This window comes from Lachnospira rogosae (ex Hitch et al. 2025) (assembly GCF_040096455.1).
Lineage (GTDB): Bacteria > Bacillota > Clostridia > Lachnospirales > Lachnospiraceae > Lachnospira > Lachnospira rogosae.
The window spans coordinates 125,068-151,158 of sequence record NZ_JBBMER010000004.1; the positions used below are offsets into that span (position 1 = coordinate 125,068).

At 36.6% G+C, this 26,091-nt stretch carries 23 protein-coding genes; 22 read left to right on the forward strand and 1 reads right to left on the reverse strand.

Going from position 1 to position 26,091, the window contains the following annotated elements:
* Nucleotides 1-15 precede the first annotated feature (15 nt).
* Together WMO14_RS06755 and kduD are read left to right on the forward strand one after the other, a co-directional pair.
* Nucleotides 16-1,035: a glycosyltransferase gene (locus WMO14_RS06755; RefSeq protein WP_055306755.1), complete on the forward strand. Its 1,020-nt coding sequence runs from the start codon at nucleotides 16-18 to the stop codon at nucleotides 1,033-1,035.
* Between the two features lie 29 nt (nucleotides 1,036-1,064).
* A complete protein-coding gene (kduD, locus tag WMO14_RS06760) occupies nucleotides 1,065-1,826 on the forward strand; it encodes a 2-dehydro-3-deoxy-D-gluconate 5-dehydrogenase KduD (protein ID WP_090140282.1) in 762 nt (253 codons plus the stop codon).
* A 408-nt stretch (nucleotides 1,827-2,234) separates the two neighbouring features.
* Here the strand turns inward: kduD and WMO14_RS06765 are convergent, their stop codons facing one another.
* Nucleotides 2,235-2,759, reverse strand: a complete 525-nt coding sequence (locus WMO14_RS06765) for a hypothetical protein (RefSeq protein ID WP_055176336.1) — start codon at nucleotides 2,757-2,759, stop codon at nucleotides 2,235-2,237.
* A 261-nt stretch (nucleotides 2,760-3,020) separates the two neighbouring features.
* Here WMO14_RS06765 and WMO14_RS06770 point away from each other — a divergent pair, with 261 nt between their 5' ends.
* The 20 genes from WMO14_RS06770 to WMO14_RS06865 all read left to right on the forward strand — a co-directional run bounded on the left by WMO14_RS06770 (nucleotide 3,021) and on the right by WMO14_RS06865 (nucleotide 26,063).
* The gene (locus WMO14_RS06770) at nucleotides 3,021-5,147 is read left to right on the forward strand and encodes a putative bifunctional diguanylate cyclase/phosphodiesterase (RefSeq protein WP_349153538.1); all 2,127 of its coding nucleotides are present in this window, start codon (nucleotides 3,021-3,023) and stop codon (nucleotides 5,145-5,147) included.
* Nucleotides 5,144-6,463 carry a dihydroorotase gene (locus WMO14_RS06775; RefSeq protein ID WP_022501555.1) on the forward strand — a complete coding sequence of 440 codons (1,320 nt, stop codon included), beginning with the start codon at nucleotides 5,144-5,146 and terminating at the stop codon, nucleotides 6,461-6,463. Before WMO14_RS06770 ends, WMO14_RS06775 begins: the two co-directional genes overlap by 4 nt.
* A gap of 37 nt (nucleotides 6,464-6,500) precedes the next feature.
* The gene (gene pyrF / locus WMO14_RS06780) at nucleotides 6,501-7,424 is read left to right on the forward strand and encodes an orotidine-5'-phosphate decarboxylase (protein WP_349153539.1); all 924 of its coding nucleotides are present in this window, start codon (nucleotides 6,501-6,503) and stop codon (nucleotides 7,422-7,424) included.
* 76 nt (nucleotides 7,425-7,500) lie between these two features.
* Nucleotides 7,501-8,796, forward strand: a complete 1,296-nt coding sequence (locus WMO14_RS06785; RefSeq protein ID WP_349153540.1) for a dihydroorotase — start codon at nucleotides 7,501-7,503, stop codon at nucleotides 8,794-8,796.
* 23 nt (nucleotides 8,797-8,819) lie between these two features.
* Nucleotides 8,820-9,629, forward strand: a complete 810-nt coding sequence (locus WMO14_RS06790) for a dihydroorotate dehydrogenase electron transfer subunit (RefSeq protein ID WP_349153541.1) — start codon at nucleotides 8,820-8,822, stop codon at nucleotides 9,627-9,629.
* On the forward strand, nucleotides 9,629-10,567 hold the full coding sequence (locus WMO14_RS06795) for a dihydroorotate dehydrogenase (protein WP_349153542.1): 939 nt from the start codon (nucleotides 9,629-9,631) through the stop codon (nucleotides 10,565-10,567). The genes WMO14_RS06790 and WMO14_RS06795 overlap by 1 nt, the downstream gene beginning before the upstream one ends.
* Before the next feature lie 127 nt (nucleotides 10,568-10,694).
* Complete coding sequence (locus WMO14_RS06800) at nucleotides 10,695-11,582, forward strand: phosphate ABC transporter substrate-binding protein (RefSeq protein ID WP_349153543.1); 888 nt, start codon at nucleotides 10,695-10,697, stop codon at nucleotides 11,580-11,582.
* Nucleotides 11,583-12,132: 550 nt separating this feature from the next.
* Nucleotides 12,133-13,065, forward strand: a complete 933-nt coding sequence (gene pstC, locus WMO14_RS06805; protein WP_022501549.1) for a phosphate ABC transporter permease subunit PstC — start codon at nucleotides 12,133-12,135, stop codon at nucleotides 13,063-13,065.
* 74 nt (nucleotides 13,066-13,139) lie between these two features.
* A complete protein-coding gene (gene pstA, locus WMO14_RS06810; protein ID WP_022501548.1) occupies nucleotides 13,140-14,015 on the forward strand; it encodes a phosphate ABC transporter permease PstA in 876 nt (291 codons plus the stop codon).
* 29 nt (nucleotides 14,016-14,044) lie between these two features.
* Nucleotides 14,045-14,836 (forward strand): phosphate ABC transporter ATP-binding protein PstB, encoded by a 792-nt coding sequence (pstB, locus tag WMO14_RS06815; protein ID WP_055176664.1) that lies wholly within the window; start codon nucleotides 14,045-14,047, stop codon nucleotides 14,834-14,836.
* Between the two features lie 111 nt (nucleotides 14,837-14,947).
* Complete coding sequence (locus tag WMO14_RS06820; protein WP_070101489.1) at nucleotides 14,948-15,778, forward strand: PHP domain-containing protein; 831 nt, start codon at nucleotides 14,948-14,950, stop codon at nucleotides 15,776-15,778.
* Between the two features lie 111 nt (nucleotides 15,779-15,889).
* A complete protein-coding gene (gene phoU / locus WMO14_RS06825) occupies nucleotides 15,890-16,540 on the forward strand; it encodes a phosphate signaling complex protein PhoU (RefSeq protein ID WP_055176319.1) in 651 nt (216 codons plus the stop codon).
* A gap of 137 nt (nucleotides 16,541-16,677) precedes the next feature.
* Nucleotides 16,678-18,471: a Na/Pi cotransporter family protein gene (locus tag WMO14_RS06830; RefSeq protein WP_055176317.1), complete on the forward strand. Its 1,794-nt coding sequence runs from the start codon at nucleotides 16,678-16,680 to the stop codon at nucleotides 18,469-18,471.
* A gap of 90 nt (nucleotides 18,472-18,561) precedes the next feature.
* Complete coding sequence (locus WMO14_RS06835) at nucleotides 18,562-19,245, forward strand: response regulator transcription factor (RefSeq protein ID WP_022501543.1); 684 nt, start codon at nucleotides 18,562-18,564, stop codon at nucleotides 19,243-19,245.
* The gene (locus WMO14_RS06840; RefSeq protein ID WP_022501542.1) at nucleotides 19,245-20,612 is read left to right on the forward strand and encodes a sensor histidine kinase; all 1,368 of its coding nucleotides are present in this window, start codon (nucleotides 19,245-19,247) and stop codon (nucleotides 20,610-20,612) included. The genes WMO14_RS06835 and WMO14_RS06840 overlap by 1 nt, the downstream gene beginning before the upstream one ends.
* A 198-nt stretch (nucleotides 20,613-20,810) precedes the next feature.
* Nucleotides 20,811-22,190, forward strand: coding sequence for an MATE family efflux transporter (locus tag WMO14_RS06845; RefSeq protein ID WP_022501541.1), 1,380 nt, complete (start codon nucleotides 20,811-20,813; stop codon nucleotides 22,188-22,190).
* A gap of 213 nt (nucleotides 22,191-22,403) precedes the next feature.
* Nucleotides 22,404-23,171: a Uma2 family endonuclease gene (locus WMO14_RS06850; protein WP_349153544.1), complete on the forward strand. Its 768-nt coding sequence runs from the start codon at nucleotides 22,404-22,406 to the stop codon at nucleotides 23,169-23,171.
* A gap of 133 nt (nucleotides 23,172-23,304) precedes the next feature.
* Nucleotides 23,305-24,204, forward strand: a complete 900-nt coding sequence (locus WMO14_RS06855; RefSeq protein WP_055176311.1) for a LysR family transcriptional regulator — start codon at nucleotides 23,305-23,307, stop codon at nucleotides 24,202-24,204.
* Between the two features lie 87 nt (nucleotides 24,205-24,291).
* On the forward strand, nucleotides 24,292-25,392 hold the full coding sequence (locus WMO14_RS06860) for an alpha/beta hydrolase (RefSeq protein ID WP_349153545.1): 1,101 nt from the start codon (nucleotides 24,292-24,294) through the stop codon (nucleotides 25,390-25,392).
* Between the two features lie 11 nt (nucleotides 25,393-25,403).
* Nucleotides 25,404-26,063 (forward strand): DUF4405 domain-containing protein, encoded by a 660-nt coding sequence (locus WMO14_RS06865; protein ID WP_242854149.1) that lies wholly within the window; start codon nucleotides 25,404-25,406, stop codon nucleotides 26,061-26,063.
* The last annotated feature ends 28 nt before the right edge of the window (nucleotides 26,064-26,091 follow it).

Genomic DNA, 26,091 nt, shown 5'->3' on the forward strand with positions numbered 1-26,091 from the left:
GATTGGAGATATTATATGAAGTTATTATCATTTGCAATTCCATGTTATAATTCAGCAGCATATATGGAAAAATGTATCAAATCATGCCTTGCAGGTGGTGACGATGTAGAGATAATAATTGTTGATGATGGTTCAACAAAAGATGATACATTAAAGATTGCCAAGGAATATGAAGCAAAATATCCTAACATAGTCAAGGCTGTACATCAGGAGAATGGTGGACATGGGCAGGCTGTTAATACAGGTCTTGCCAATGCCACAGGGATGTTCTTTAAGGTTGTAGACAGCGATGACTGGGTTGATGTTAAAAGCTATAAGAAGATATTAACTAAGCTTAAGAACTTTGTTGAGGAAGATGACCTCCCAGATATGCTTATTGCGAATTATGTATATGAAAAGGTTGGTGCTAAGAGAAAGAAAGTCATTCACTATGAGAATGCACTTCCAGTTGACAGAATGTTTGGATGGGATGAGATGGGACATTTCAAGGTAGACCAGTATATTCTTATGCACTCAGTAATATACAGAACACAGCTTATAAAGGAATTCGGTCTGAAGCTTCCTGAGCATACATTTTATGTAGATAATATATTTGTATTTGAGCCATTGCCGGTTGTTCAGAAAATGTACTATATGAATGTTAATTTCTACAGATATTTTATTGGAAGGGAAGACCAGTCAGTTAATGAAACAGTTATGATTTCAAGAATTGACCAGCAGTTAAGAGTTACAAGACGTCTTATAGATTCATATCTTGGCAATAAGCCTGTCAATGAAAGATGCAGAAAGTATATGGTGACATATCTTAGAATTATGATGGAAGTATCATCAATATTTCTGATTATATCAGGCACAGATGAGAACCTTGTTAAGAAAAAGGAACTTTGGAAATATGTTAAGGATTCAGATTCCAAGCTCTATAAAGAGTTAAGATACAGCATACTTGGCAATACAGTTAATCTTCCGGGCAAAGTCGGCAGAGGAATATCTAAGACTGGTTATAAAGTAATGAATAAACTTATTGGATTTAATTAAAATGGCGTGTGCAGAAATGAGGGAATACTATGATATTAGATTTGTTTAAACTTGACGGAAAAGTAGCAGTTGTCACAGGTGCTAACACAGGTCTAGGACAGGGAATGGCAGTAGCTTTAGCTCAGGCAGGAGCTAAGGTTCTTGGCGTTGCAAGACGTTCCTGCGAAGATACTAAGAATAAGATAGAAGCAGATGGCGGCGTGTTCGCAGAGGTTATAGCTGACCTTTCAGATATGGCTTCAATAGATGTAGTTATGAAAGCAGCAATTGATACATATGGCAGAGTGGATATTCTTGTTAATAATGCGGGAATTATTAAAAGACAGGATGCAATTGAATTCACAGAGGAGAATTGGGATTCGGTAATTCAGGTTAATCAGAAAATGGTATTCTTCTTAAGTCAGGCATTTGCTAAGCAGCTTATGAAGCAGGGAGAAGGCGGAAAGATAATTAATGTATGCTCAATGCTTTCATATCAGGGTGGAATAAGAGTTCCGTCATACACAGCAAGCAAGAGTGCAATTATAGGCTTAACAAGAGCGTTAGCCAATGAATGGGCAAAGTATAACATTAATGTAAATGGAATTGCGCCAGGATATATGGCAACTAATAACACAGCACAGTTAAGAGATGATGCCGACAGAAGCGAAGCTATTCTTGACAGAATTCCAGCAGGCAGATGGGGCACACCACAAGATATGGAAGGTGCAGTAATATACCTTGCATCTAAAGCCTCAGACTACGTCAACGGCTTTACCCTGGCAGTAGACGGCGGCTGGTTGGCAAGATAAAACAAGAGGTTAGACTTATAGGAAAAAGTGTTGATAGAAAGCACAACTTATAAAAACAGGCAGACTTTAACGAAGTTTAGATGTTAAAGCCTGCCTGTTTTCTCATAATTAAACATATTTAATCTGTGTCTACATTTATAAATTTTGTGTAAGCACATCTTCTTTTATATTATAACATAAACAATACGATAACTATTCAGTGTTCGCACAATTTTCCTGATTACATTTTATATTCTGCAATTCAGCCATACCCCAGTTGTGTAGCTTTACTATATTGCAAGCTGGGTGCTTTTGCAGCCGTCGGCATTTAGCGGCTGTATTTTAGCCGCTTACGTGTCCGCTACGGCTACAAGCAGCGAGAGCGTGCCCAGCGGTAATATAGTAAAACTACACAACGTCCGTATGAGCCTAGTACACTATCCTGCACTTATTTCTATCTACATGCTCCATAATAAATCCGCCCACATTCTTCTTGATATTCTCAGGCATATCATTACTATTAAGCATTACAACCATTTGCTTCCCATTAAACAACATATAATATCCATATTTGAAATATACAGTTGTGAATTGTTCCCATTCGTAAGTATATATTAAATTATGGTCTGGGATATCAGCAAGTATCGCGTTATCCATTAATGTTATTGTGCAGGGAGCATCTTCTGATGAATCTCTGTGCTTCAAGTGGTAATTAACGCTTGATTTGAACTGGAATGCAAATATGTATATAGGATAGAACCAGCATATTGCATATATAATTAATAAAAATGTGTTGTATCTGCCAGAGGCAAGCATAATTATTGAGATAACGGCAGGAACCCACGAAAGTATAAGTTCGACAGGGTTTCTTAAAAATCTGTTCCAGAATACAATCTTTTTGTAATCATTGCCTGAAGCTTTCAGGGTAGTATTATATTTGTAAATATTATCCATAAATTCTCCTGTTCTTACATAGTAATGTGCTGCAATATTTTAATTAAGTGTTCTGCATACACCAGTTGGAAAACACTTGCAGAATGAGTTTATAAAATCTGCATAAAAACATAATATTCATAATATCACGCATAGTTTAATAAAACAATTAAAAATTGAATTTCATTTCGTATGTAATTTAAAAAATATATAAAAACAGTTCCCAAACTGGTATAAATATTATATAATTAGTCTATGTAAAACATTCTGGAGGCAGGAGTTTTGGGAGAGACTAATAAGAAGTTTGAAGTGTTGTCAGAATTGATAGAAAGCCTTGAGTCAAGAGATACATTTCAGCATACAGTAGAACTAATATTACATAAGACTATAGCATACATTAATGCTGATTGTATTGCATTGCTTCAGAAGGGTTCAGATGATGAATGGACAGTAATTGCATCTGAGGGTGAATGTATAGAGGAAGCTAAGAAATGCGATGTTATGGCACTGAATGGTGAGAACAGCATAAGCGTTCCTATTAGGATTAATGACATAGATGCTATGCATTTTGTCATATATGATAAGAACAATATAAAGCTATGGTCCGATAATGAGGACAATATGCATTTTATATATGATGTTACAGGTATTATTCAGAGTATTGCCCAGATGAGAGTAACTAATAATTCACTGCTCTCATCATATGAAGTCTTAAAGGATATTCTTAATAACATAGGTTCAGGTATTATTGTATGTGATACTGCTACAGGCAATATTCTGTTTGAGAATAAGGTGGCGGCTGAGTCGAAGGAGATTAAAGATACAATAAAAGAATGTATGCAGGATATTCTTGTACCGGCAGAAGAAGATGTAGAGAAGACCCTTGAAGAATATATTAATAATGCTGAGGGCAATAATATTGATGGATATTATGATTTTTCTGATTATACAAGAGAATACATAAGACCTGTGGAGAAGTATAATGCTGAGTCAGGTCTGTGGTTTGAAGTAAGATTTACCAAGCTTATATGGATAGATGCAAGTGAGGTGATTGTATGTACAGCTTCTGATATAACACAGAAGAAAAAGAATCAGCAGAAGATTGAATTTCAGGCACATAACGATTTCCTTACCGGTCTTTATAATCGTATGAAGTGTGAGTCAGACTTAAAGACTATAATTAACGAAGCTATAAGAGATGGTGTTAAGGGGGCGGTTTTGTTTATCGACCTTGATGATTTCAAGCACATTAATGATGGCCTTGGACACCAGTATGGAGATATTCTTTTACAGCAGATTGCGGCAGGACTTCAGAGTATAGTAGGTCTTAGAGGCAGATGTTACAGAATGGGTGGTGACGAATTTGTTGCCATAGTAATGCCTGATATGTTCCTTGAATTAGAGAGAATTGCCAATAAGGTTAAAGAGATATTTAACAAACCGTGGTATCTTATGGAGACAGAATATTTCTGTACTATGAGTATGGGTATTGCGGTATTTCCAGATGACAGCAAAGATGTACACGAGATTATCAGAATGGCTGATATAGCAATGTATGAGTCTAAGAAGAATGGTAAGAATGGATATTCTTTTTATGATGTGTGCAACAAACAGAATTCTGTAAGACGCCTTGATATTGAAAATAATATGCGGCAGGCTGTTGCGACAGGAATTGATGAATTCGTTGTATTCTACCAGCCTGTAGTTGATATTAACACAGAGGAATGTGCATCGTGCGAAGCACTGGTAAGATGGGACAGTAAGTCGCTTGGATTTATGGGTCCGGGTGATTTTATTCCGCTTGCTGAATATCTTGGACTTATAACTTCAATTGGTGATTATGTTCTTGAGGAAGCCTGCAGACAGTGCAGATACTGGAATGAACATGGTATGCCGGATTTCCATATCAATGTTAATCTGTCGGTTGTCCAGCTTCTTCAGAAAGATATAGTAGATACAGTAGCTAAAGTGCTTAAGAAGACAGGAGTTAATCCTAGGAATATCGTGCTGGAGATTACAGAGAGCTTTGCTATTAATGATATAGACAGGGTTCTTAATATAATTAATGGCATAAGGGAATTAGGACCAAAGATAGCTCTTGATGATTTCGGTACAGGATATTCATCACTTAACTACATTAAACAGCTTCCTTTTGATATTATTAAAGTTGACAAGACATTTATTGATGATATAACGGAAGATGAGTATGCACAGGCATTCATTAAGCTTATAGTTGAATTGTCTGCTACTATAGGAACTAAGATAGTTGTAGAAGGTGTTGAGGATAAGAGCCAGTTGGATATATTAAGAGAGCTGGGTGTTGACTTCATACAGGGATACTATTATGGTAAACCTGAACCTGATTACGAGTTTGAAAGATTAAATTTTAAGGGGAGGATTAATATATGAGAATGTTGATTAAGAACGGAAGAGTTATTGACCCTGCAAGTAACACTGATGACATTAGGGATATTCTTGTTGAAGATGGGGTTATAGCAGAAGTGGCAAAGGATATTGACAAGGCAGCAGATACAGTTATTGATGCTAAGGGCTGTATGGTTATGCCAGGACTTGTGGATTTACATGTACATTTCAGAGAACCAGGCTTTGAACATAAGGAAACAATAAGAACTGGTGCAAGAGCTGCGGCAAGAGGTGGATTTACAACAGTGTGTCCAATGCCTAATACTAAGCCTGCAATTGACAGCGTTGAGATGGTTGAATACATAAAGAATAAGTCAGAAGAAGTAACAGATATTAATATTCTTCCTATAGCAGCTATGACAGCAGGTCAGGACGGAGAGTATATAACTGATTATGAGAGGCTTTATGAGGAAGGAGCTGTAGCAGTAAGCGAGGATGGGAAGTCTGTTATGAATGCTAGAGTAGCAAGACAGGCTATGAGGCTTGCGGCAGAAGTAGGAATACCGGTATTTGCACATTGTGAAGATAAGGATCTTGCAGCAAGGGGAGTTATGAATGCCGGCAATAAAGCAAGAGAACTTGGATTTTACGGAATTATGAATTCTGTAGAAGATATTATGGTGGCAAGAGATTTACTCCTTGCTAAGAATACGGGTGCCAAGCTTCATATATGCCATGTTTCAACAGAGGACAGCGTAAGAATGATAGCGGCAGCCAAGAAAGAAGGTCTTGATGTTACAGCAGAGGTAACGCCACACCATTTAACACTTACAGAAGATGATATTAATGAAGATGATGCTAACTACAAGGTTAATCCGCCATTAAGAACTAATAAGGATAAAGATATGCTTATTAAGGGCCTTAAGGACGGAACAATAGACATAATTGCAACAGACCACGCACCACATCATCTTACAGAGAAAGACAGAGGTTTTGTAGAAGCACCATTTGGAATATCAGGTCTTGAAACAGCTGTTGCTATTATAATGACAGATCTTGTTAAGAAAAATGTTATTACACCTCTTGAGATGGCAGATAAGATGAGTTATACACCTGCTAAGATTATCGGTATAGACAAGGGAACACTTCTTGTTGGCAAGACTGCTGATATTACTATAATTGATCCGGATGCAGAGTATGTTATAGACAGTAAGACATTTGCTTCAAGAGGCAAGAACACTCCATTTAACGGCAAGAAGGTAAGTGGTGAGATTAAGTATACAATAGCTGGTGGTAAGATTGTATATTCTAATATCAACGGAACAGAAGTTATTATTGATAAAGATGTTCCAAAGTTGTAATATAAGATAGATTAATTGATATGTAAGGAGAATATAGATGATTAACAAATTAGTTGACAAAATCGTTAAGACAAATGCACCTGTAGTTGTAGGCTTAGATCCTATGATGAAGTATATTCCAGAGCATGTTCAAAAGGAAGCTTTTGAGCAGTATGGAGAAACTCTTGAAGGTGCGGCAGAAGCTATCTGGCAGTATAATAAGGCAATCATTGATAATATATATGATATTGTACCAGCAGTTAAGCCACAGATTGCTATGTATGAGCAGTTCGGTATTGAAGGACTTAAGGTGTTTAAGAAGACTGTTGATTATTGTCACGAGAAGGATATGGTTGTAATCGGTGATGTTAAGAGAGGCGATATAGGTTCAACATCTGAGGCTTATGCAGTAGCACATCTTGGAAAGGTTAAAGTTGGTTCTAAGCTTTTAACACCATTTGATGAAGATTTTGCAACAGTTAATCCATATCTTGGTTCTGACGGAATTAATCCATTTATTAAGGTATGCAATGAGGAAGACAAAGGTATATTTATCCTTGTAAAGACTTCTAATCCTTCAAGTGGAGAATTTCAGGATCAGCTTATAGACGGCAAGCCATTATATGAGCATGTAGGTGCTAAGGTTAATGAATGGGGAAGACAGTGTATGGGCGATACTTATAGTAATGTAGGTGCGGTAGTTGGTGCTACATATCCAGAGATGGGTAAGGTATTAAGAAAGGTTATGCCAAAGGCTTATATCCTTGTTCCTGGTTATGGGGCACAGGGTGGCAAGGCTGAAGACCTTACAGCTTTCTTTAACCCAGACGGACTTGGCGCGATAGTTAATAGTTCAAGAGGAATTATAGCTGCATATGCTAAAGATGAGTATGCTAAGTTTGGAGCTAAGAATTTCGGTGAAGCTTCAAGACAGGCAGCTCTTGATATGATTGCAGATATTAATGGAGCACTTGGAAAGTAAATAATTATTATAATAAGCGGCAGTACCACTCAGCAACAGACTGGTAATGCCGCTTTTATAAAGAATGGAGATAATATTGAGAACTTTAATTAAGAATGGACATATAATAGATCCGGCAAGACATATGTCATATAAGGCAGATATTCTTGTGGAAAATGGAATAATAAGCGGTATAATACAGGTAAAAGCATTTGATGTGCCTGTATCCGACATAGCTGTAGATGAAGTAATTGATGCAGAAGGTCGTGTGGTAGCACCTGGTCTTATAGATACACACGTTCATTTCAGGGATCCAGGTTTTACTTATAAAGAAGATATTAATACAGGAGCTGCGGCAGCTGCGGCAGGAGGTTTTACAACAGTTCTTTGTATGGCTAATACTAATCCTATAGTAGATAATAAAGAAACGTTGCAGTATGTAATAGAAAAGGGAAGAACTACGCCGATAAATGTATATTCAGCTGCGGCAGTATCTAAAGGCTTTAAGGGAGAAGAACTTACTGACTTTACGGAACTTAAGAATGGCGGGGCACTTGTATTTACAGATGATGGTATTCCACTTAAGAGTGAAATGCTTGTAAAGGAAGCTATGCAGAAAGCCAAAGAGCTTGATATGCCGTTAAGTTTTCACGAGGAAAATCCTGCATATATAGAACAACAGGGAATTAATAAAGGCGTTGTATCAGACAAGCTTAATATAGGTGGAGCACCAGCCTGCTCAGAGTATATGATGGTAGCACGGGATTGTATGCTTGCACTTGAAACCAAGGCAACAATATGTATACAGCACATAAGCTCAGCGGTATCAGTAGAGCTTGTAAGGACAGCTAAGAAGCTGGGAGCAGATGTACATGCAGAGTCTACTCCACAGCATTTTTCGCTTACAGAAGACATTGTGCTTGAGAAAGGCACACTTGCAAGAGTTAATCCACCAATAAGAACAGAAGCTGACAGGCTTGCTGTAATTGAAGGCCTTAAGGACGGAACAATAGACATAATTGCAACAGATCACGCACCACATAGCAAGGATGAGAAAGCTAAGGAGTTCAAGGCAGCACCGAGCGGAATGATAGGGCTTGAAACATCACTTGCACTTGGAATTACTAATCTTGTAAAGAAAGGCTATTTAACACTTGAGGAACTGCTCACTAAGATGACAGTTAATCCAGCAAAGCTTTACAAAATGGACAAAGGCTGTATTGAGGCTGGAAAGACAGCTGATTTGGTTATATTTAATCCAGATGAGGAGTGGGAGGTTACAGAGAATTTTGTATCGAAAGCTAATAATTCACCATTTATCGGACAGAAGCTTTATGGTAAAATAAAATATACTATATGCAATGGAAATGTTGTATACAAGGATTTGAAATAATTAATTAAGAATGGAGAATACATATGTCATACAGAGAAAATGCATTAATAATTAAGACTTCGTGTTTAGCCGAAGGCATATATGAAATGTGGTTAAAGACAGATAAGATGGCAGGAGAGGCTGTACCGGGACAGTTCATATCGGTATATTCTAACGATGGAGCAAGACTTCTTCCAAGACCAATAAGCATATGCAGAATAGATAAAGATAATTTAAGGATTGTATACAGGGTTGCTGGAAAGGGGACAGAGGAGTTCTCTAAGATGAAGGAGGGGGAATATGTTAATATTCAAGGACCTCTTGGCAATGGATATGATATTAAGTCTATTATGGAATATGTAAAGAATGTCACAGGAAATGATTGTGCGGACACAGAGTTAAAGGCAATTCTTTTTGGTGGTGGAATTGGTGTTCCTCCAATGCTTGAGCTTGCTAAGCAGCTTGAATGTAAGAAGCAGGCTGTACTTGGTTACAGAAACTCACAGATGTTTTTAAAAGATGAATTTGAGCAGTTTGCTGATGTATATGTTGCAACAGAGGACGGAAGTGCTGGAACTAAAGGTAATGTATTAGATGCAGTAAGAGAGAATAACTTAACAGCAGATGTAATATTTGCCTGTGGCCCTACACCAATGTTAAGAGCAATTAAAGAGTATGCAGTAAGCAATAATATCGCCTGTTTTGCATCCTTAGAGGAAAAAATGGCTTGCGGAATAGGAGCATGCCTTGCCTGCGTATGTCAGTCAACAGATATTGATGACCATTCAAAGGTTAAGAATAAGAGAGTATGTAAAGAAGGTCCTGTATTCAATGTTAAGGAGGTAGAGTTATAATGGCTAATAGAGTGAATCCAATTAATCCTGCAGACGTTAATATGAAAGTTAATATTGCGGGAGTTGAATTTAATAATCCGGTTACTGTTGCCTCAGGAACATTTGGTTCAGGTATGGAATATTGTGAGTATGTAGACCTTAATAAATTAGGTGCGGTTACAACTAAGGGTGTGGCAAATGTACCTTGGCCGGGCAATCCAACACCTAGAATAGCAGAGACTTACGGTGGAATGATTAATGCAATCGGACTTCAAAATCCGGGGCTTGATACATTTGTAAAGAGAGATATTCCATTTCTTAAGCAGTATGATACTAAGATAATAGTAAATGTGTGTGGAAAGACAGAAGAAGATTACGTTGATGCTGTGGAAAAGTTAGGAGAACAGCCAGTTGATATGCTTGAGATTAACATATCCTGCCCTAACGTAAAAGAGGGAGGTATTGCTTTCGGACAGGTTCCAGCTTCAGCAGAGCGTATTACAAAGGCAGTAAAAAAGGTTGCCAAGCAGCCTGTAATTATGAAGTTAAGCCCTAATGTGACAGATATTACAGAGATGGCTAAAGCTGTTGAGGCAGGTGGTGCTGATGCGGTATCCCTTATTAATACATTAACAGGAATGAAGATTGATATTAATAGAAGAACATTTGCTGTTGCCAATAAGACAGGCGGTCTTTCAGGTCCAGCTATAAAGCCTGTTGCAGTAAGAATGGTATATCAGGTTGCCAATGCTGTAGCACTTCCTATTATTGGAATGGGCGGAATTGCCAATGCAGATGATGCGCTTGAGTTTATTATGGCAGGTGCGACAATGGTATCAGTTGGTACAGCTAATTTTAATGACCCTCTTACAACAATTAAGGTTGTGGACGGAATAAGAGATTATTGTGCTAAAAATGGAGTAGCAGATATTAACGAGCTTATTGGCTGCGTTAAGTAAAATTATAATTTAACAAAGACTTTACATAGATTTCTTGTAGCAGTGGTATTGCATTTTACATACCACTGCTATTCTTTTATCTGTCGATAAGACATAGACCTTTAAAAGAAAAGTGAGGAAAAAATTTATGAGAAAGATGAATTTTAAGAAAAGCGCAGCTGTAATTCTTAGTACAGTATGTATGGTAACAGCACTTGTTGGCTGTGGAAGCAACAGTGCAGATGCAGACTCTAACCTTAGCGGAAGCATAACAGCAGCAGGTTCATCAGCATTAAAGCCACTTGTTGATGATGCGGCAGACCTTTTTAATGAAAAATATCCAGATGTTAACATAACAATCGATGCAGGTGGTTCTGGTGAAGGACTTAAGCAGGTATCAGAGGGAACAGTTAACATTGGTAACTCTGATGTAGAGGCAGCAGAAAAGCTTGATGCAGCTAAGGCAGCAGAACTTGTAGACCATAAGGTATGTGTAGTAACAATGGCACCTATCGTAAACAAGGACGTAACAGCAGGTGGTGTTAAGAACCTTACAAAGGCACAGCTTACAGATATTTTTACAGGAAAGATTACTAACTGGAAAGAAGTTGGTGGTGCTGATGAAGCAATCGTACTTATCACTCGTCCAGAATCTTCTGGTACAAGAGCAACATTTAAGAAATACGCATTAGATGGTGCAAGCGAAGCTTCTAACAAGTCAATGGAAACAGATGACTCAGGCGTACTTTTACAGAATGTTAAGACAACAAAGGGTGCTATCGGATATGTAGCTTTATCTTACCTTGTAAGCAACCCAGGCGTTGATACAGTATCAATTGATGGTGTTGAACCAACACTTGAGAATACATATGCTGGCAAATACCCAGTATGGACATACGAGCATATGTACACAAAGGGCAACGCAGATGAAGTATCCCAGAAGTTCCTCGACTACATCACATCAGATGAATACGGCAAGAAAATGGAATCATTAGGCTACGGCGTATCATCAAAGATGACAGTAAAAGAACACTAAAAAATAGTTGTTAAAACCCCCTTAATTAAAAAGTAAGATAAAATCTTACAAATCATCAGCAACCAAAATTAACATTAAAAGATTGAAAGAAAATCAATCAAAAAATTATAAGACTACAATTAAATCAAGATAAAAAATAAATGTTAGAAAAATTGATAGTCATAAAAAATATAGGATTTAGGCGAGCAGTATCCTGCCCGCCTAAACGCATAGAAATTAATAACATATAAAATGAAAATGTAAAAAAGAAATAACAAAGAGCAAATAACGAAGAATAAATAACAAAGAGTAAAGAAGATACATAAAGCTGATAAACAATTCAACGCAGATTAATCGCAACCCAGTTGTGTGGAGTGTTATATTGCAAGCTGGGTACTGTTGAAACCGTCGGCACTTAGTGGCTGTCCTTTAGCCGCTTAGTACCGCTACGGTTTCAAGTAGCGGGAGCGTGCCCAGCGGTAATATAACACTCCGCATAACGTCCGTAGCTATTAATCCCAACCGTTGAACATATAACAGCCACATTTTATATGTTAAGAATGGAGAAAGTATGAATATTAAAAGAGGTATGTTTACCAAAGAGTACCTGTGGCGTACAATCGTCACCCTGTGTGGTCTTTTCGTTATAGTGCTTACTCTTGGAATAGGTGGATTTCTTGTATACAAGGGTTCAGGAACATTCTTAAAATTCAATCATTCAATCGGTGAGTTCCTGTTTTCACCTGACTGGGCACCTATAGACAATATGGAAGGCGGCGGTTCAGTAGGTACACTTATATTTATAGTAGGTTCATTAAGCACCTGTGGTCTTGCACTGTTTATTGCGACACCATTTGCACTTGGTTCAGCTATATTTATGACAGAGATTTCACCTAAATTTGGTGAAAAATTTTACCGCCCTGTAATCCAGATATTTGCAGGAATTCCTTCAGTAGTATATGGCTGGGTCGGACTTACCGTGCTTGTGCCATTTATAAGAGATATGTTTCACAGACAGGTAGGACATTCAATATTAGCGGCAGGTATTGTGCTTGCAATAATGATATTCCCTACAATAACAAGTGTGTCAGCAGATGCAATCAGATCAGTTCCTAAGGACTACAGAATGGGAGCTTATGGAATGGGCTCAACACGCTGGCAGACAATATATAAGATAGTGCTTCCAGCTTCAGCTTCTGGAATATTCTCAGGTATAATACTTGGTCTTGCAAGAGCATTTGGAGAGGCATTAGCAGTTGCAATGGTAATAGGACAGACAACAGCACTTCCAGACAGCATATTCTCAACAACCAAATCACTTACAACAGAGATAACAGCCCAGATGGGAAATGCGATGGAAGGCGGAGAAACTAAGACAGCGTTGTGGACACTTGCATTGCTTTTGTTCCTTATATCACTTTTGTTCATATTTTTAATACATTTTCTGTCTGCTAAGCAGTCAGAAGAATCTGGAAATAAAAAGAAGGGTGCAAAGACTAATTAAAATCACCTGTTAAAGTTAATAAAGGGTGAAAATGAATATTTGTGCGCAGAAGCGTGCACAGAAATGGAGATTATATGAATAGGATAAAACGTGCCAAGGCACAGGATAGAGTAATGACAGTTATATTTTACTGTATAGCCGTATTCTTCTTTGTACTTCTTGCTGCATTTGCCGGATATGTAATTATTAAGGGCTTTGCGGGTGCAAAACTTTCAATGTTCGGCTTTACAAGGCGTGGTGCTATAGGCAACCAGCTTTTTAATACGATATATCTTGTATTCTTGTCATTGCTTATAACAGTACCAATTGGAACATTTGCTGGAATATATCTTGCAAAATATGCCAAGGGAGGACTTATTACAAAGTTCATAAGAATATGTATAGAGACACTTTCGTCACTTCCATCTATTGTTGTTGGTTTATTTGGCTACCTCATCTTTCTTGTAATTATAGGACTGGATAAAAGCCTTATGGCTGGAGCATTGTCCGTATCAATCATAACACTGCCACTTATAACAACAACAACAGAGGATGCCATAAAAGGACTCCCTAAGGGATATTTTGAAGCGGGTATGGGACTTGGTTCAACACGCTGGCAGGCAATATTCCACATATTACTGCCAGCCTGCCTTCCAAGAATTATGACAGGTGTAATACTTGCAGCAGGACGAGGCTTTGGTGAAGCGGCAGTTCTTTTGTATACAACAGGTTCAGGAACTAACATAAGATGGGGCAACTGGAATCTTGCATCATCAACCTGTCCACTTAACCCATTTCGTTCAGCAGAGACATTATCATTGCAGATATGGGATTTACAGGTTAATGGACAAAATCAGGACCTGGCTAACCTTGCATCAGCAGTACTTCTTATACTTGTGCTTGCATTCAGCATAGGAGCTAATGTGTTAAGTAATAAGATAAATAAGAAGAACTCTGGTGAGAAAGCGTAGAAATGAGGATAAGTATGAGTAATATAGATATGAATAAGAATTCTGAAAATGGAAGCAGTAATTATACAGGTGATGATAAATTTGTAATCAAAAATCTTAATCTTCATTATGGAGATTTTCACGCATTAAAAAATATTAATATGAATATTCCTAAAAATCAGATTACAGCATTTATCGGACCATCTGGATGTGGTAAATCTACATTTTTAAAGACACTTAACAGAATGAATGACTTAATTGAGGGTGTTAAGATTGATGGTGAAGTATACCTTGACGGAGCCAATATATTTACAGAGATGGACGACATAACATTAAGACACAGGGTTGGAATGGTATTCCAGCAGCCTAATCCATTTCCTAAAAGCATATATGACAATATAGCTTACGGACCAAGGTTATTTGGAGTGCACAAGAAAGCAGAACTTGATATTATAGTAGAAAAAGCTTTAAAACAGGCTGCTATATGGGACGAGGTGAAGGACAGACTTAAAAAGTCAGCTCTTGGACTTTCAGGTGGACAGCAGCAGAGATTATGTATTGCAAGAACTCTTGCAGTTGAACCAGAGGTTATTCTTATGGATGAGCCGACATCAGCCCTTGACCCAATATCAACTTCAAGAATTGAAGACCTTGCGATTGAGTTAAAGAATGGTTATACAATAATAATGGTAACACACAATATGCAGCAGGCGACAAGAATATCAGATAATACAGCCTTCTTCCTGTTAGGAGAGATGATTGAATACGATAAGACAGAACAGTTATTCTCTATGCCTAAGAACAAGAAGACTGAGGATTATATCACAGGACGTTTTGGCTGATAATTACATATTTTAGTACCTTGTTATTAAAATATTTAAGAAGTATAATAAAGTTAATTAGTTGTAATGTGATTAATTAATATAGATATATAAATGCGAGGTATTTATTATATGGAATACGTTAAATTCGATATGCACTGTCATACAGCCGAAGGTTCAGTAGATGCCAAGGTTGGGATAGATGATTATATCAAGGTACTTAAGAGCAAAGGTTTTAAAGGAATGGTTGTAACAGACCATGACTCATATGGTGGATATGATGCGTATCTTTCATATGGTAAGAAATATGATGATTTCGTGGTATTAAGAGGCATAGAATATGATAGTCTGGAGTTCGGACATTTTATAGTTATTCTTCCACAGGATACACCTAAAGAGGTGTATGAGCTTATGAGATATAAGGGCCTTACTTTAGATAAGCTTATATATATTGTCCATTGTTGTGATGGAATATTAGGACCTGCACATCCTTATGGAGAACCATTTATGAGCTTTGCATCTACTATGTACTGGAATCAGTCAAAGCAGATTGCACATATGGTTCATTTTGATTTCGTAGAAGGTTATAATGCCTGCGAGAGTGATAAAAGCAATAAGTATGCAAGAAAGTTCGCCAAGGGGTGCAGGGTAGCACTTACAGGCGGAAGTGATGCCCATAACAGTAATTGTGTTGGTATGGGATATACACTTATTCCAGATACAATAAAGACAGAGGACGACCTTATAAAATATTATAAAGATGGCAATCATCCTAAGGTTGGTGGAACAAGATATATATATACAACCAAGGACAAGATAGGAAAGCTTAACAAAGTGCTTGTATATTCTTTTTATATGTATAACAAGATTGGAGCGATGTTTAAGTATCCTAAGAGAGCGAAAGCGTTCAGAAGTGCGTTAAGGGCATTAAACAGACGTTTTATAATATATAGAAAAAGATAATCTGTAATGACCAGAGAATTCATCATATTAACTTAATAGAACCTGTCAGCAATATTGAAATAATTGAGTGTTAGACCGTGTGCCAATAGAAGCACAGGAAAAGAGGTTAATATGAGAAATAGATTTGACAGACAGTTAGTACAACTTAATAATGAATTAATCGAAATGGGTGGCATGATTGAGAAGGCTATATCTGATACAGTAAAGGCACTTGTTAATCAGGATATTGAACTTGCTTCAAATGTAATAGAATATGACGAGGAGATTGATCATCAGGAACGTGAGATTGAACAGTTATGTCTTAAGTTATTATTACAGCAGCAGCCGGTTGCAAAGGATTTACGACTTATATCAGCAGCATTAAAGATGATTACAGATATGGAAAGAATAGGGGATCATGCAACTGATATTTCAGAGATTACAATAGAACTTTCTAAAGAATCATATATTAAGAAGCTTGACCATATACAGCAGATGGCTAAAGAAACTATGGTAATGCTAGTCCAGAGTGTTGAAGCATTTGTTAACAAGGATATGGATAAGGCAAGGACGGTTATCGTACACGATGATGTTGTTGATGATTTATTCAACAAGGTAAAGGCTGAGCTTATAGCTATGATTCACGAAGATGTTAATGCAGGTGAGCAGGCATCAGATCTGCTGATGGCTGCTAAATATTTTGAGAGAATAGGGGATCATGCGACTAACATATCAGAATGGGTTATATTCTCTATAACAGGTCAGCACCCAGATGATAAATAATAATCAATAATTGTTATTTAACATTAATTTTACATTTTACATTGAATTTACATAAGGTTCATATAAGCTTCATATAACTGTTTTACACTCCAAAATGTAAACAAAAAGTAAAGTCTATAAGAAATTTTGGAGGAAAAATGGATATATTTGGTGTATTAGCATTACTTGGAGGATTGGCGATATTCCTCTATGGAATGGATTTATTAGGTGAAGGCTTAACGGGAGCATCAGGAGGAAAGTTAGAGAATATACTTGAAAAGCTTACTTCTAACCCGATAAAGGCTGTTCTTTTAGGAGCTGGTGTTACAGCAGTTATACAGTCATCATCAGCGACGACCGTTATGGTTGTAGGTTTTGTTAATTCAGGTATTATGAAGTTAAGACAGGCAATTGGCATTATAATGGGTGCTAACATAGGTACTACCATAACTTCATGGATATTAAGCCTTACTGGTATTGAGAGTGATAATTTATTTATAAGAATGTTGAAGCCAACATCATTTTCACCAATCCTTGCAGTTATTGGTGTTGTGATGCTTGTATTCCTAAAGAAAGACAAATTTAAAAATCCAGCTAAGATATTTATTGGATTTGCACTTCTTATGTATGGTATGGAAGCTATGAGTTCATCTGTAGAGCCGCTTGCCGAAGTCCCACAGTTTCAGGCTTTATTAACAACATTTAAAAACCCAATACTTGGTATGATTGCAGGACTTGTATTTACAGCAATAATACAGAGTTCATCAGCTTCAGTTGGTATATTACAGGCATTATGTTCTACAGGAATATTAAGCTATTCAACTGTTCTTCCTATAATAATGGGACAGAATATCGGTACTTGTGCAACAGCTATGTTATCAAGTATTGGTGCAAGCAAGAATGGTAAAAGAGCAGCTATAGTTCATCTGTACTTTAATGTTATAGGTACAGTTGTATTTATGACGGTGTTCTATACAGTTAATATGTTTGTACATTTTTCATTTCTGAATGATACAGCTAATGAGATGGGAATTGCGGTAATACATACAACCTTTAATATTATTACAACTGCACTTCTTCTTCCGTTAAGAAATGTGCTTGAGAAGCTCGCATATATGACTATAAGGGTTGATGATGAGGAAAAGGCACTTATGGAAAGACAGAGTGTTAATGAATTTGCACTTTTAGATGACAGATTTCTTGAGTCACCAAGCCTTGCAGTTGAACATTGTAAGACAGTTATAGGCAATATGGCTGATATATCAAGGGAGTCATTATTTACAGCACTTGGACTTATCGGTAATTATGATGAGAATAAGGCATTGTATGTTGGTGAGCTTGAGAGCAGGGTTGATAAATATGAAGATGAGCTTGGTACATATATTATGAAGATAAGTACCAAGATACTTAATAAAGATGACTCAGAGACACTTAATATGATGCTTCACAGCATAGGCGATTTTGAAAGAATATCAGACCACGCCTGTAATCTGTGCGACTCTGCAAGAGAATTGCATAATAAGCAGATGGAATTCTCACCTAAAGCTAAGACGGAGTTAGATATATTATGTTCGGCAGTAAGAGAGGTTGTAGATATATCCTTTGATTCCTTTAAGACTAATAATATTAAAGAAGCAGATAAAGTTGAACCATTAGAAGAACTTATTGATACATTAACAGTTGAGCTTAAAGCTAGACATATAAGAAGATTAAGAGAAGGAAAATGTACTATTGAACTGGGATTTGCACATTCAGATATTCTTAATAATCTTGAGAGAGTGTCAGACCATTGTTCTAATATAGCAGTAGATGTTATCCAGTCAGATAAGGAAAATTTTGATACACACGAATATCTTGATGCAATGAAGAACAGGGATAACCAGCAGTTTGCAAGAGAATATAAAGAATACAAGGAAAAATACAGACTTCCAGAAACTAGAAAATTTGTGTAAAGCGTAGATATCAGCGGATACATTTTGTATAATCTTTTAAAGATAAAATGTATTAATATGCTGAAATCTGTCGCAGAAATCGAGGATATTATGGCATATGTATATGTTGTTGAAGATGATAAAAATATAAGCGAGATTGAAAGCTTTGCTTTAAAGAATGCAGGACATACAGTTGTTGAGTGTGCAAGCGGCAAAGAATTCCATAAGCTTATGAGAGACAGAATACCAGATATGATACTTCTTGATGTTATGCTTCCAGATGAAGATGGATTAGAGATATTAAGAAAGATAAGACAGACTCCAGAGACAAGAAGAGTTCCTGTTATAATGGTTACAGCTAAGACAACAGAGCTTGATAAAGTTAAAGGACTTGACCTTGGAGCTGATGATTATATAACCAAACCATTTGGAATTATGGAATTAATATCAAGAGTTAAAGCACTTCTTAGAAGGACAGGAAGTTCTGATGAAGAGAAGCTTATAGGAATTGGAAGTCTTTTTATTGATGATGAAAAACGAGTTGCATATGTCGATGATAAACCTGTTGAGCTTACTTATAAAGAGTATGAATTATTAAAATATCTTGCACTTAACCGTGGAATTGTCTTGACAAGGGATAATATAATGGACAGAATATGGAGTACAGATTACGAGGGCGAGTCAAGAACTCTTGATGTTCATATCAAGACATTAAGACATAAGCTTGGTACGGCTGGTAATTATATAAAGACTGTCCGTAATGTAGGATATTTTATGGATGATGAGGCCAAATAATGAAAAAAAGAATTAATCTTTTGTATATGATAATGGCACTTGTTACTATTGTGGCATCTGTATCTATAGCGTGTACTGTGTTCTACAATGTACTAAAGCATGAAGTGCTTGAAGATATGCACAATTACATAGATGTGTTTATTGGTGCAGATGCCTGGGGAATGGTAACAGACCCTGACAATATAGTTGAACAGAAGGTAATTGATAATTACGATGGAAATCTTAGAATAACATTTATTAATTCACAGGGTTATGCGGTAGTCGATACACTTGTTGATATTGATAAAATGGAAAATCATAACGAACGTCCTGAGGTTGTTGCGGCTAGACGGAATGGTTATGGATGTGACATAAGAAGGTCCGTAACACTTAATAAGAATTCTTATTATTATGCAGTTGCACTTGATAATGGATATGTGCTAAGAGTTTCAAGGGAAGTAAGCAGTATGACGAGTATTATGACAAGTATGCTCCCTGTTATAATTGTGTTATGTGTAATTCTCTTTATAATCTGTATGATAAGTTCACATTTTCTGACAAAAAGCATTGTTGAGCCGATTGAGTATCTTGCCAATAATATGGATGCTTCGGAGTCGGTTAAAGTATATAAGGAGCTTGTTCCATTTGTCACAACTATTAAAAGGCAGCACGAGGATATTATGCGCAATGCCAATATGAGGCAGGAATTCACGGCAAATGTTTCGCACGAATTAAAGACACCGCTGACATCAATATCAGGCTATTCTGAGCTTATTGAAAGTGGTATGGCGGCAGGTGATGATGCCAAGAGATTTGCAGGTGAAATACATAAAAGCTCACAAAGACTTCTCTCGCTTATCAATGATATTATAAGAATATCAGAGCTTGATGCCATATCGACAGAAGAAATATTTGAGACAGTTAATCTGTATGAAACAGCCAGGTCAACGGTGCAGATGCTTGAGATAAGTGCACAGAAGCACAGCATTATTATTGATGTTACAGGAAGTGATGTTAATATTACGGCTGATAAGCAGATGCTTGAGGAGCTTATATATAACCTGTGTGATAATGCGATACGTTACAATAATCCGGGTGGAAAGGTTAAGGTATCTGTGTATACAAGACAGAATAATGGTGTGACTGAAAATGTTCTTGAAGTAGCGGATAACGGTATAGGAATACCTAAGGAACATCAGGACAGGATATTTGAAAGATTTTACAGAGTTGATAAGAGCAGGTCAAAATCTACTGGTGGTACAGGACTTGGGCTTGCGATTGTAAAGCATATAGTAGCCAAACACCATAATGCACATATAGAGCTTGAAAGTGAATTAGGAAAGGGAACTACTATAAGAGTTGTATTTGCTGATAATATGACAGTATAGGCAGTATACTGATTTGATATTAGTAGGTATCAAAGTCGGGGCTTTTGACCCCGGCATCATTATATAATTAAATATACAAATATTGTAGTTAAAGTATGTAAATATTGCAGTTAAATATGTAAATAAAGGTTGACGTTCGCTTATTAATTGATTATCTTATACGAGGTAAGTTAGTTAAGAAATGGAGCGTCAATTTTTATGAGTAAATTATTAGCAGATAAAAAGAAATTATTTGATATTGATAAGGATAATCTGATGTTTCACAATAAAGCACTGTTTGCACTTCTTATACCAATAGTTGTCGAACAGCTGCTTAACTCATTTATGGGTATGGTGGATACTATGATGGTAAGTAACCTTGGAAGCCAGGCAATATCGGGTGTATCGCTTGTTGACTCGGTTAATAACCTTATCGTACAGTTATTTTCTGCTATGGCTACAGGTGCGGCAATTATATGTTCACATTATATAGGAATGAAAGACCGTGAGGGTGCTAATAAGGCGGCAAGACAGGTTGTGCTTACAGTTGCCACAATAGCAGTTGTCATAACAATAGCAGGACTTATATTAAGAAGACCTCTTTTAAGTTTTATATTTGGTAAGGTAGAACCTGAGGTTATGAGCAATGCAGTAACATACTTTCTGTATACAGCGTTAAGTTATCCATTTCTTGCGTTGTTTAGTGCAGGCTCAGCGATATTCAGATCGTGTGGTAATTCAAGATATCCTATGATGGTATCAGTAATCTCTAACGTAATAAATGTATGTGGAAATGCACTTCTTATGTTCGTATTTAATATGGGAGTTGCAGGTGCAGCTATATCAACACTTGTATCAAGAGTGTTCTGTATGGTTGTTATATTTATTGCATTATCCAAGCCAAAGATAGATATAGTAGTATCAGAATATCATAAGATAAGACCTGATTATAAGCTTATAGGCTCGATACTTGCGATAGGTGTTCCGTCAGGAATTGAGAACAGTATGTTCCAGTTCGGTAAGCTTGCAATCCAGTCAACAGTATCAACTATGGGAACAGCGGCTATTGCGGCACAGGCTATGACTAATATATTAGAAAATGTTAATGGTGTCTTTGGAATAGGTGTTGGTATATGCCTTATGACTGTTGTAGGACAGTGTCTTGGAGCAGGAAGAAAAGAAGAAGCCAAGTATTACATAGTCAAATTGTGCGGAATAGCAGAGATAGGAATTATTGTATCTTGTATTATCGTGTATGCACTTGTACGTCCTATAACGGTTCTTGGTGGAATGGAGACAGACAGTGCAAGAATGTGTATAGAGATGGTTGGTGCGATAACAATATATAAGCCAATTGCGTGGGTATTCTCATTCGTTCCAGCATACGGAATGAGAGCGGCAGGAGATGTAAAGTTCTCAATGATAACATCAATGACAACTATGTGGTGTTGCAGGGTTGCATTGTGTATTGGTCTTGTTAAGGTATTCAATATGGGACCAATGGCAGTGTGGTATGGTATGTTCGCAGACTGGACAGTAAGAGGAATAGTCTTTGTAAGCAGATACTTTAGCGGTAAGTGGATTAAGAAGGTTATATAGTATATAGCATATGGAATGGGCATTTAATACAATGATAAAATTGTTAAAAGATTAAATGGTAAATTAATAAAGATAAACGGTTGGAAAATGGAAATTTTATTATATTAACGGTTAAAATTATATATAATACCGGTTGACAAATGGAAATTCACCTCCTATACTTTAATTAAAGTAACTTATAGACATTAGACCTATTATACGGAGGTGCTGTATATGACTATTCAGGAGATGAAGGATAAGAAGAAAGAGAAAGGGTATACTTATGCGCAGATGGCAGAGTTATCGGGAGTACCATTAGGAACAATACAGAAGATATTTTCTGGTGAAACAGAAAGTCCACGCTATGATACGCTTCTGGCACTTGAACAGATTTTTACAGAGCAATCTGTAGTGTGCGAGGCTGCTGCTTCTTATAAGACTGACAGGAATGGAAGTTATACGCTTGATGATTATTATGCCTTACCAGAGGACCAGAGAGTTGAGTTAATTGATGGATATTTCTATACAATGCTGTCGCCTACATTTGGACATCAGTCAATTGCAGGAGAAATACACCGTCAGATTGCTAATTATATTATGGAGCATAACGGAAGCTGCCGTCCATTTATTGCACCGGTAGATGTACAGCTTGACTGCGATAATAAGACAATGGTTGAGCCAGATGTTGGCATAATATGTGACACTTCCAAGATTAAGAGATTTGGAATATATGGAGCACCGGATTTTGTTCTTGAAGTAATATCTCCATCTACTAAGAAAAGGGACTATGCCCTTAAGCTGTCAAAGTATATGGAAGCTGGTGTCCGTGAATATTGGATAGTGGATTTCGTGCAGGCGAAGATACTTGTATATTATTTTGAAGGTGATAATTATCCTGTTATATATGGATTTGACAAGCCGGTTCCAGTGAATATCTATGGTGGTGACCTTGCTATAGACTTTTCTAATATTGCTAAGTGGCTTGAGGAAGGGATGGAATAAGAATACATTATTCATAATTATTAAATAAATATAAACGACTTGACCGGTAGTTACTACCGAGTGCTATGCTTATAACATAGTTAATTAACAAAGAACATATTTAGTATTGTAATAATATGGAGGATGACGTAAGATGATGTACAATTCGCAGTTAGAAACTTTTATATGTGTAGTTGAGTCGGGAAGCTTTAGCAAGGCGGCGGAAAAGCTTTTTATATCTTCACCAGCGGTTATAAAGCAGATTAATTCTTTAGAGGCAAGCCTTGGTCTGCAATTATTTAATCGTACTCATAGAGGACTGGTTATGACAGAGGCAGGAAAGTCAATATATAATGATGCCAGGTATGTGATTGATTATTGCAGGGAATCAGTGAAGAGGGCTAAGGATGCTATGCAGATATCAGATGATGTTATAAGGGTTGGAATATCACCAGTTACACCTCCGCAGATATTTGTTGAATTATGGCCAGAGATACAAAGATTATATCCAGATATGAAGTTTCAGTTAGTTCCATTTGAGAATACAACGGAGAATGCAAGAGAGATACTGGGTAATCTTGGAAAGAATATAGATGTTGTGGCAGGAATATTTGATGAGGCTTTGTTAAAGCTGCGTGGGTGTGATGGAATAAAGATATCAATGGAACCTTTTTGTGTGGGTGTTTCGTTTCATCACAGACTAGCCAGAAAGAATATAATTAATCTTGAGGATATGGAAGGAGAGAACCTTATGCTTATGTATAAGGGGTGGAGTACTTATAACGATAAGCTCCGTTCTGATTTGATAAAGAATTATCCGGGGATTAATATAACAGATATAGAGCTTTATAATGTTGATGCATTTAACAGATGTGAGAATAATAATGGGTTATTGCTTACAATAAAAAGCTGGGAAAGCGTACATCCATTAATAAAGATAATACCAGTGGACTGGGATTATAAGATACTATATGGGTTATTATATTCTAAAGAGCCATCTGACAAAGTAAAAAGGCTTATTAAAGCTGTAGAAAAGTTAAGCAATAACCAATAGGTTAATACTGAATAACTAATCGGGACTTCTTAAATGAAGTCCCTTTTTTTATAATACAATCAAGAAGTATTAAAAGTGAGGTGAAGTATGAGTACAGGATTAAGAATTACACAGGTAGTGTTACTGCTTATAGGTGTTATGACACTGTATGGATGTGGAAGTGCTGATAATACAGATAATAATAATAATAATATGGCAGAGCAGAATTTAAGCAGTACAAATAACATCAGTAATCAGGAAGACAATATAAGAAAGAATGAATATAGTGGAGATAATATGCAGTCAGATAAAGATAGTAATAATAAATATACAAAGAATACAAGAGTAATAGATGTTATTAATGATGAAGCATTTGGTAATTATGGAAGATTAATATTTCCTGTTGATATAAGAATAAGCAATGATTTGACATTGGAAAATATAAGTTCAATACTTCCCTGGTATAGTGAGATTAATACAGACAAAACTGTAGAGATTGTTAATTATTTAAGAAATGAAGCTGAGAGCGGCAGACAGATATTTTATGATATATATAGTGATAGTGAGAAAGCCGATGATCCAGAGAAACAAAATACAGGAATATTTTTCTTTAAAGGTAATGATAATGCCAAAAGTGCTGTAGTCAATGCTGGTGGTGGTTTTGTATATGTTGCAGGAATACACGATAGTTTTCCGCACGCATTGGAATTATCTAAAAAGGGTTATAATGCATTTGCATTAATATACAGACCAGGAGCACAGACAGCGTGTGAAGATCTTGCAAGAGCAATAGCATTTCTGTACGAGCACTCAGCTGAACTTAACATAGATATGACAGATTATTCACTCTGGGGTGGTTCAGCAGGAGCAAGAATGGCGGCGTGGCTTGGTTCATATGGAACATCAACTTTTGGTGAAAAGACATATCCAAATCCAGCATCAGTTATTATGCAGTATACAGGACTTTCACAGGTGCAGGGAAATGAACCTCCTACATATGCGTGTGTTGGTACAAGTGATGGAATAGCTTCGTATAGAAGTATGGAAAGATACATTAATCAGATAAAACGTAACGGAACTAATGCAGAGATTGAAGTGTTTAATGGTTTGTCACACGGTTTTGGTTTAGGACAGGGAACGGTGGCAGAAGGCTGGATTAATAATGCAGTAAGTTTCTGGGAAAGTAATATGAAAGGAATAATAAAATGAACAGAAAACTAATGGCAAAAATATTAATAGACATATGTCTTACAGTAAGCCTGTTATTGCTTATGCCGTATAGTCTTATAGGAGAGACAGCTCATGAGTGGATTGGAATGGCAATGCTTGTGCTGTTTATAGTTCACCATATATTAAACAGAAAATGGATAGGTGCATTGGCAAAAGGCAGATATACTATTTTCAGAATATATCAGACATTACTTGTGATAGCTATGCTGATACTAATGCTGGGGTCAATGATAAGCGGAATACTTCTGTCTAATCATATATTTAAAGCTGTAACAATTGCTGGTACTACGATAGCAGCAAGACAGGTGCATATGTTCTGCGCATATTGGGGATTTGTCGTAATGTCACTTCATCTTGGACTGCATTGGAATATGGTTGTTGGTATGGTGTCTGGATTGTTCAAGGACAGATATGTATATAGAAGATGGCTTTCAAGAATAATAGTACTGATAGCTGGCATTTATGGAATATATGCTTTTAATAAGCGACAGATAGGTGCATATCTTTTGATGAAAGTACATTTTGTATTTTATGATTATACAGAAAATGTAATGTTTTTTATATTAGATTATGTTGCTGTTATGGCATTAATAGCAATGATTAGCTATTACTTCAGCAAACTGATAAAAAAGACAAATTACAGAAAATAATATAAAAAGCTGGTAAAAAAATAATATT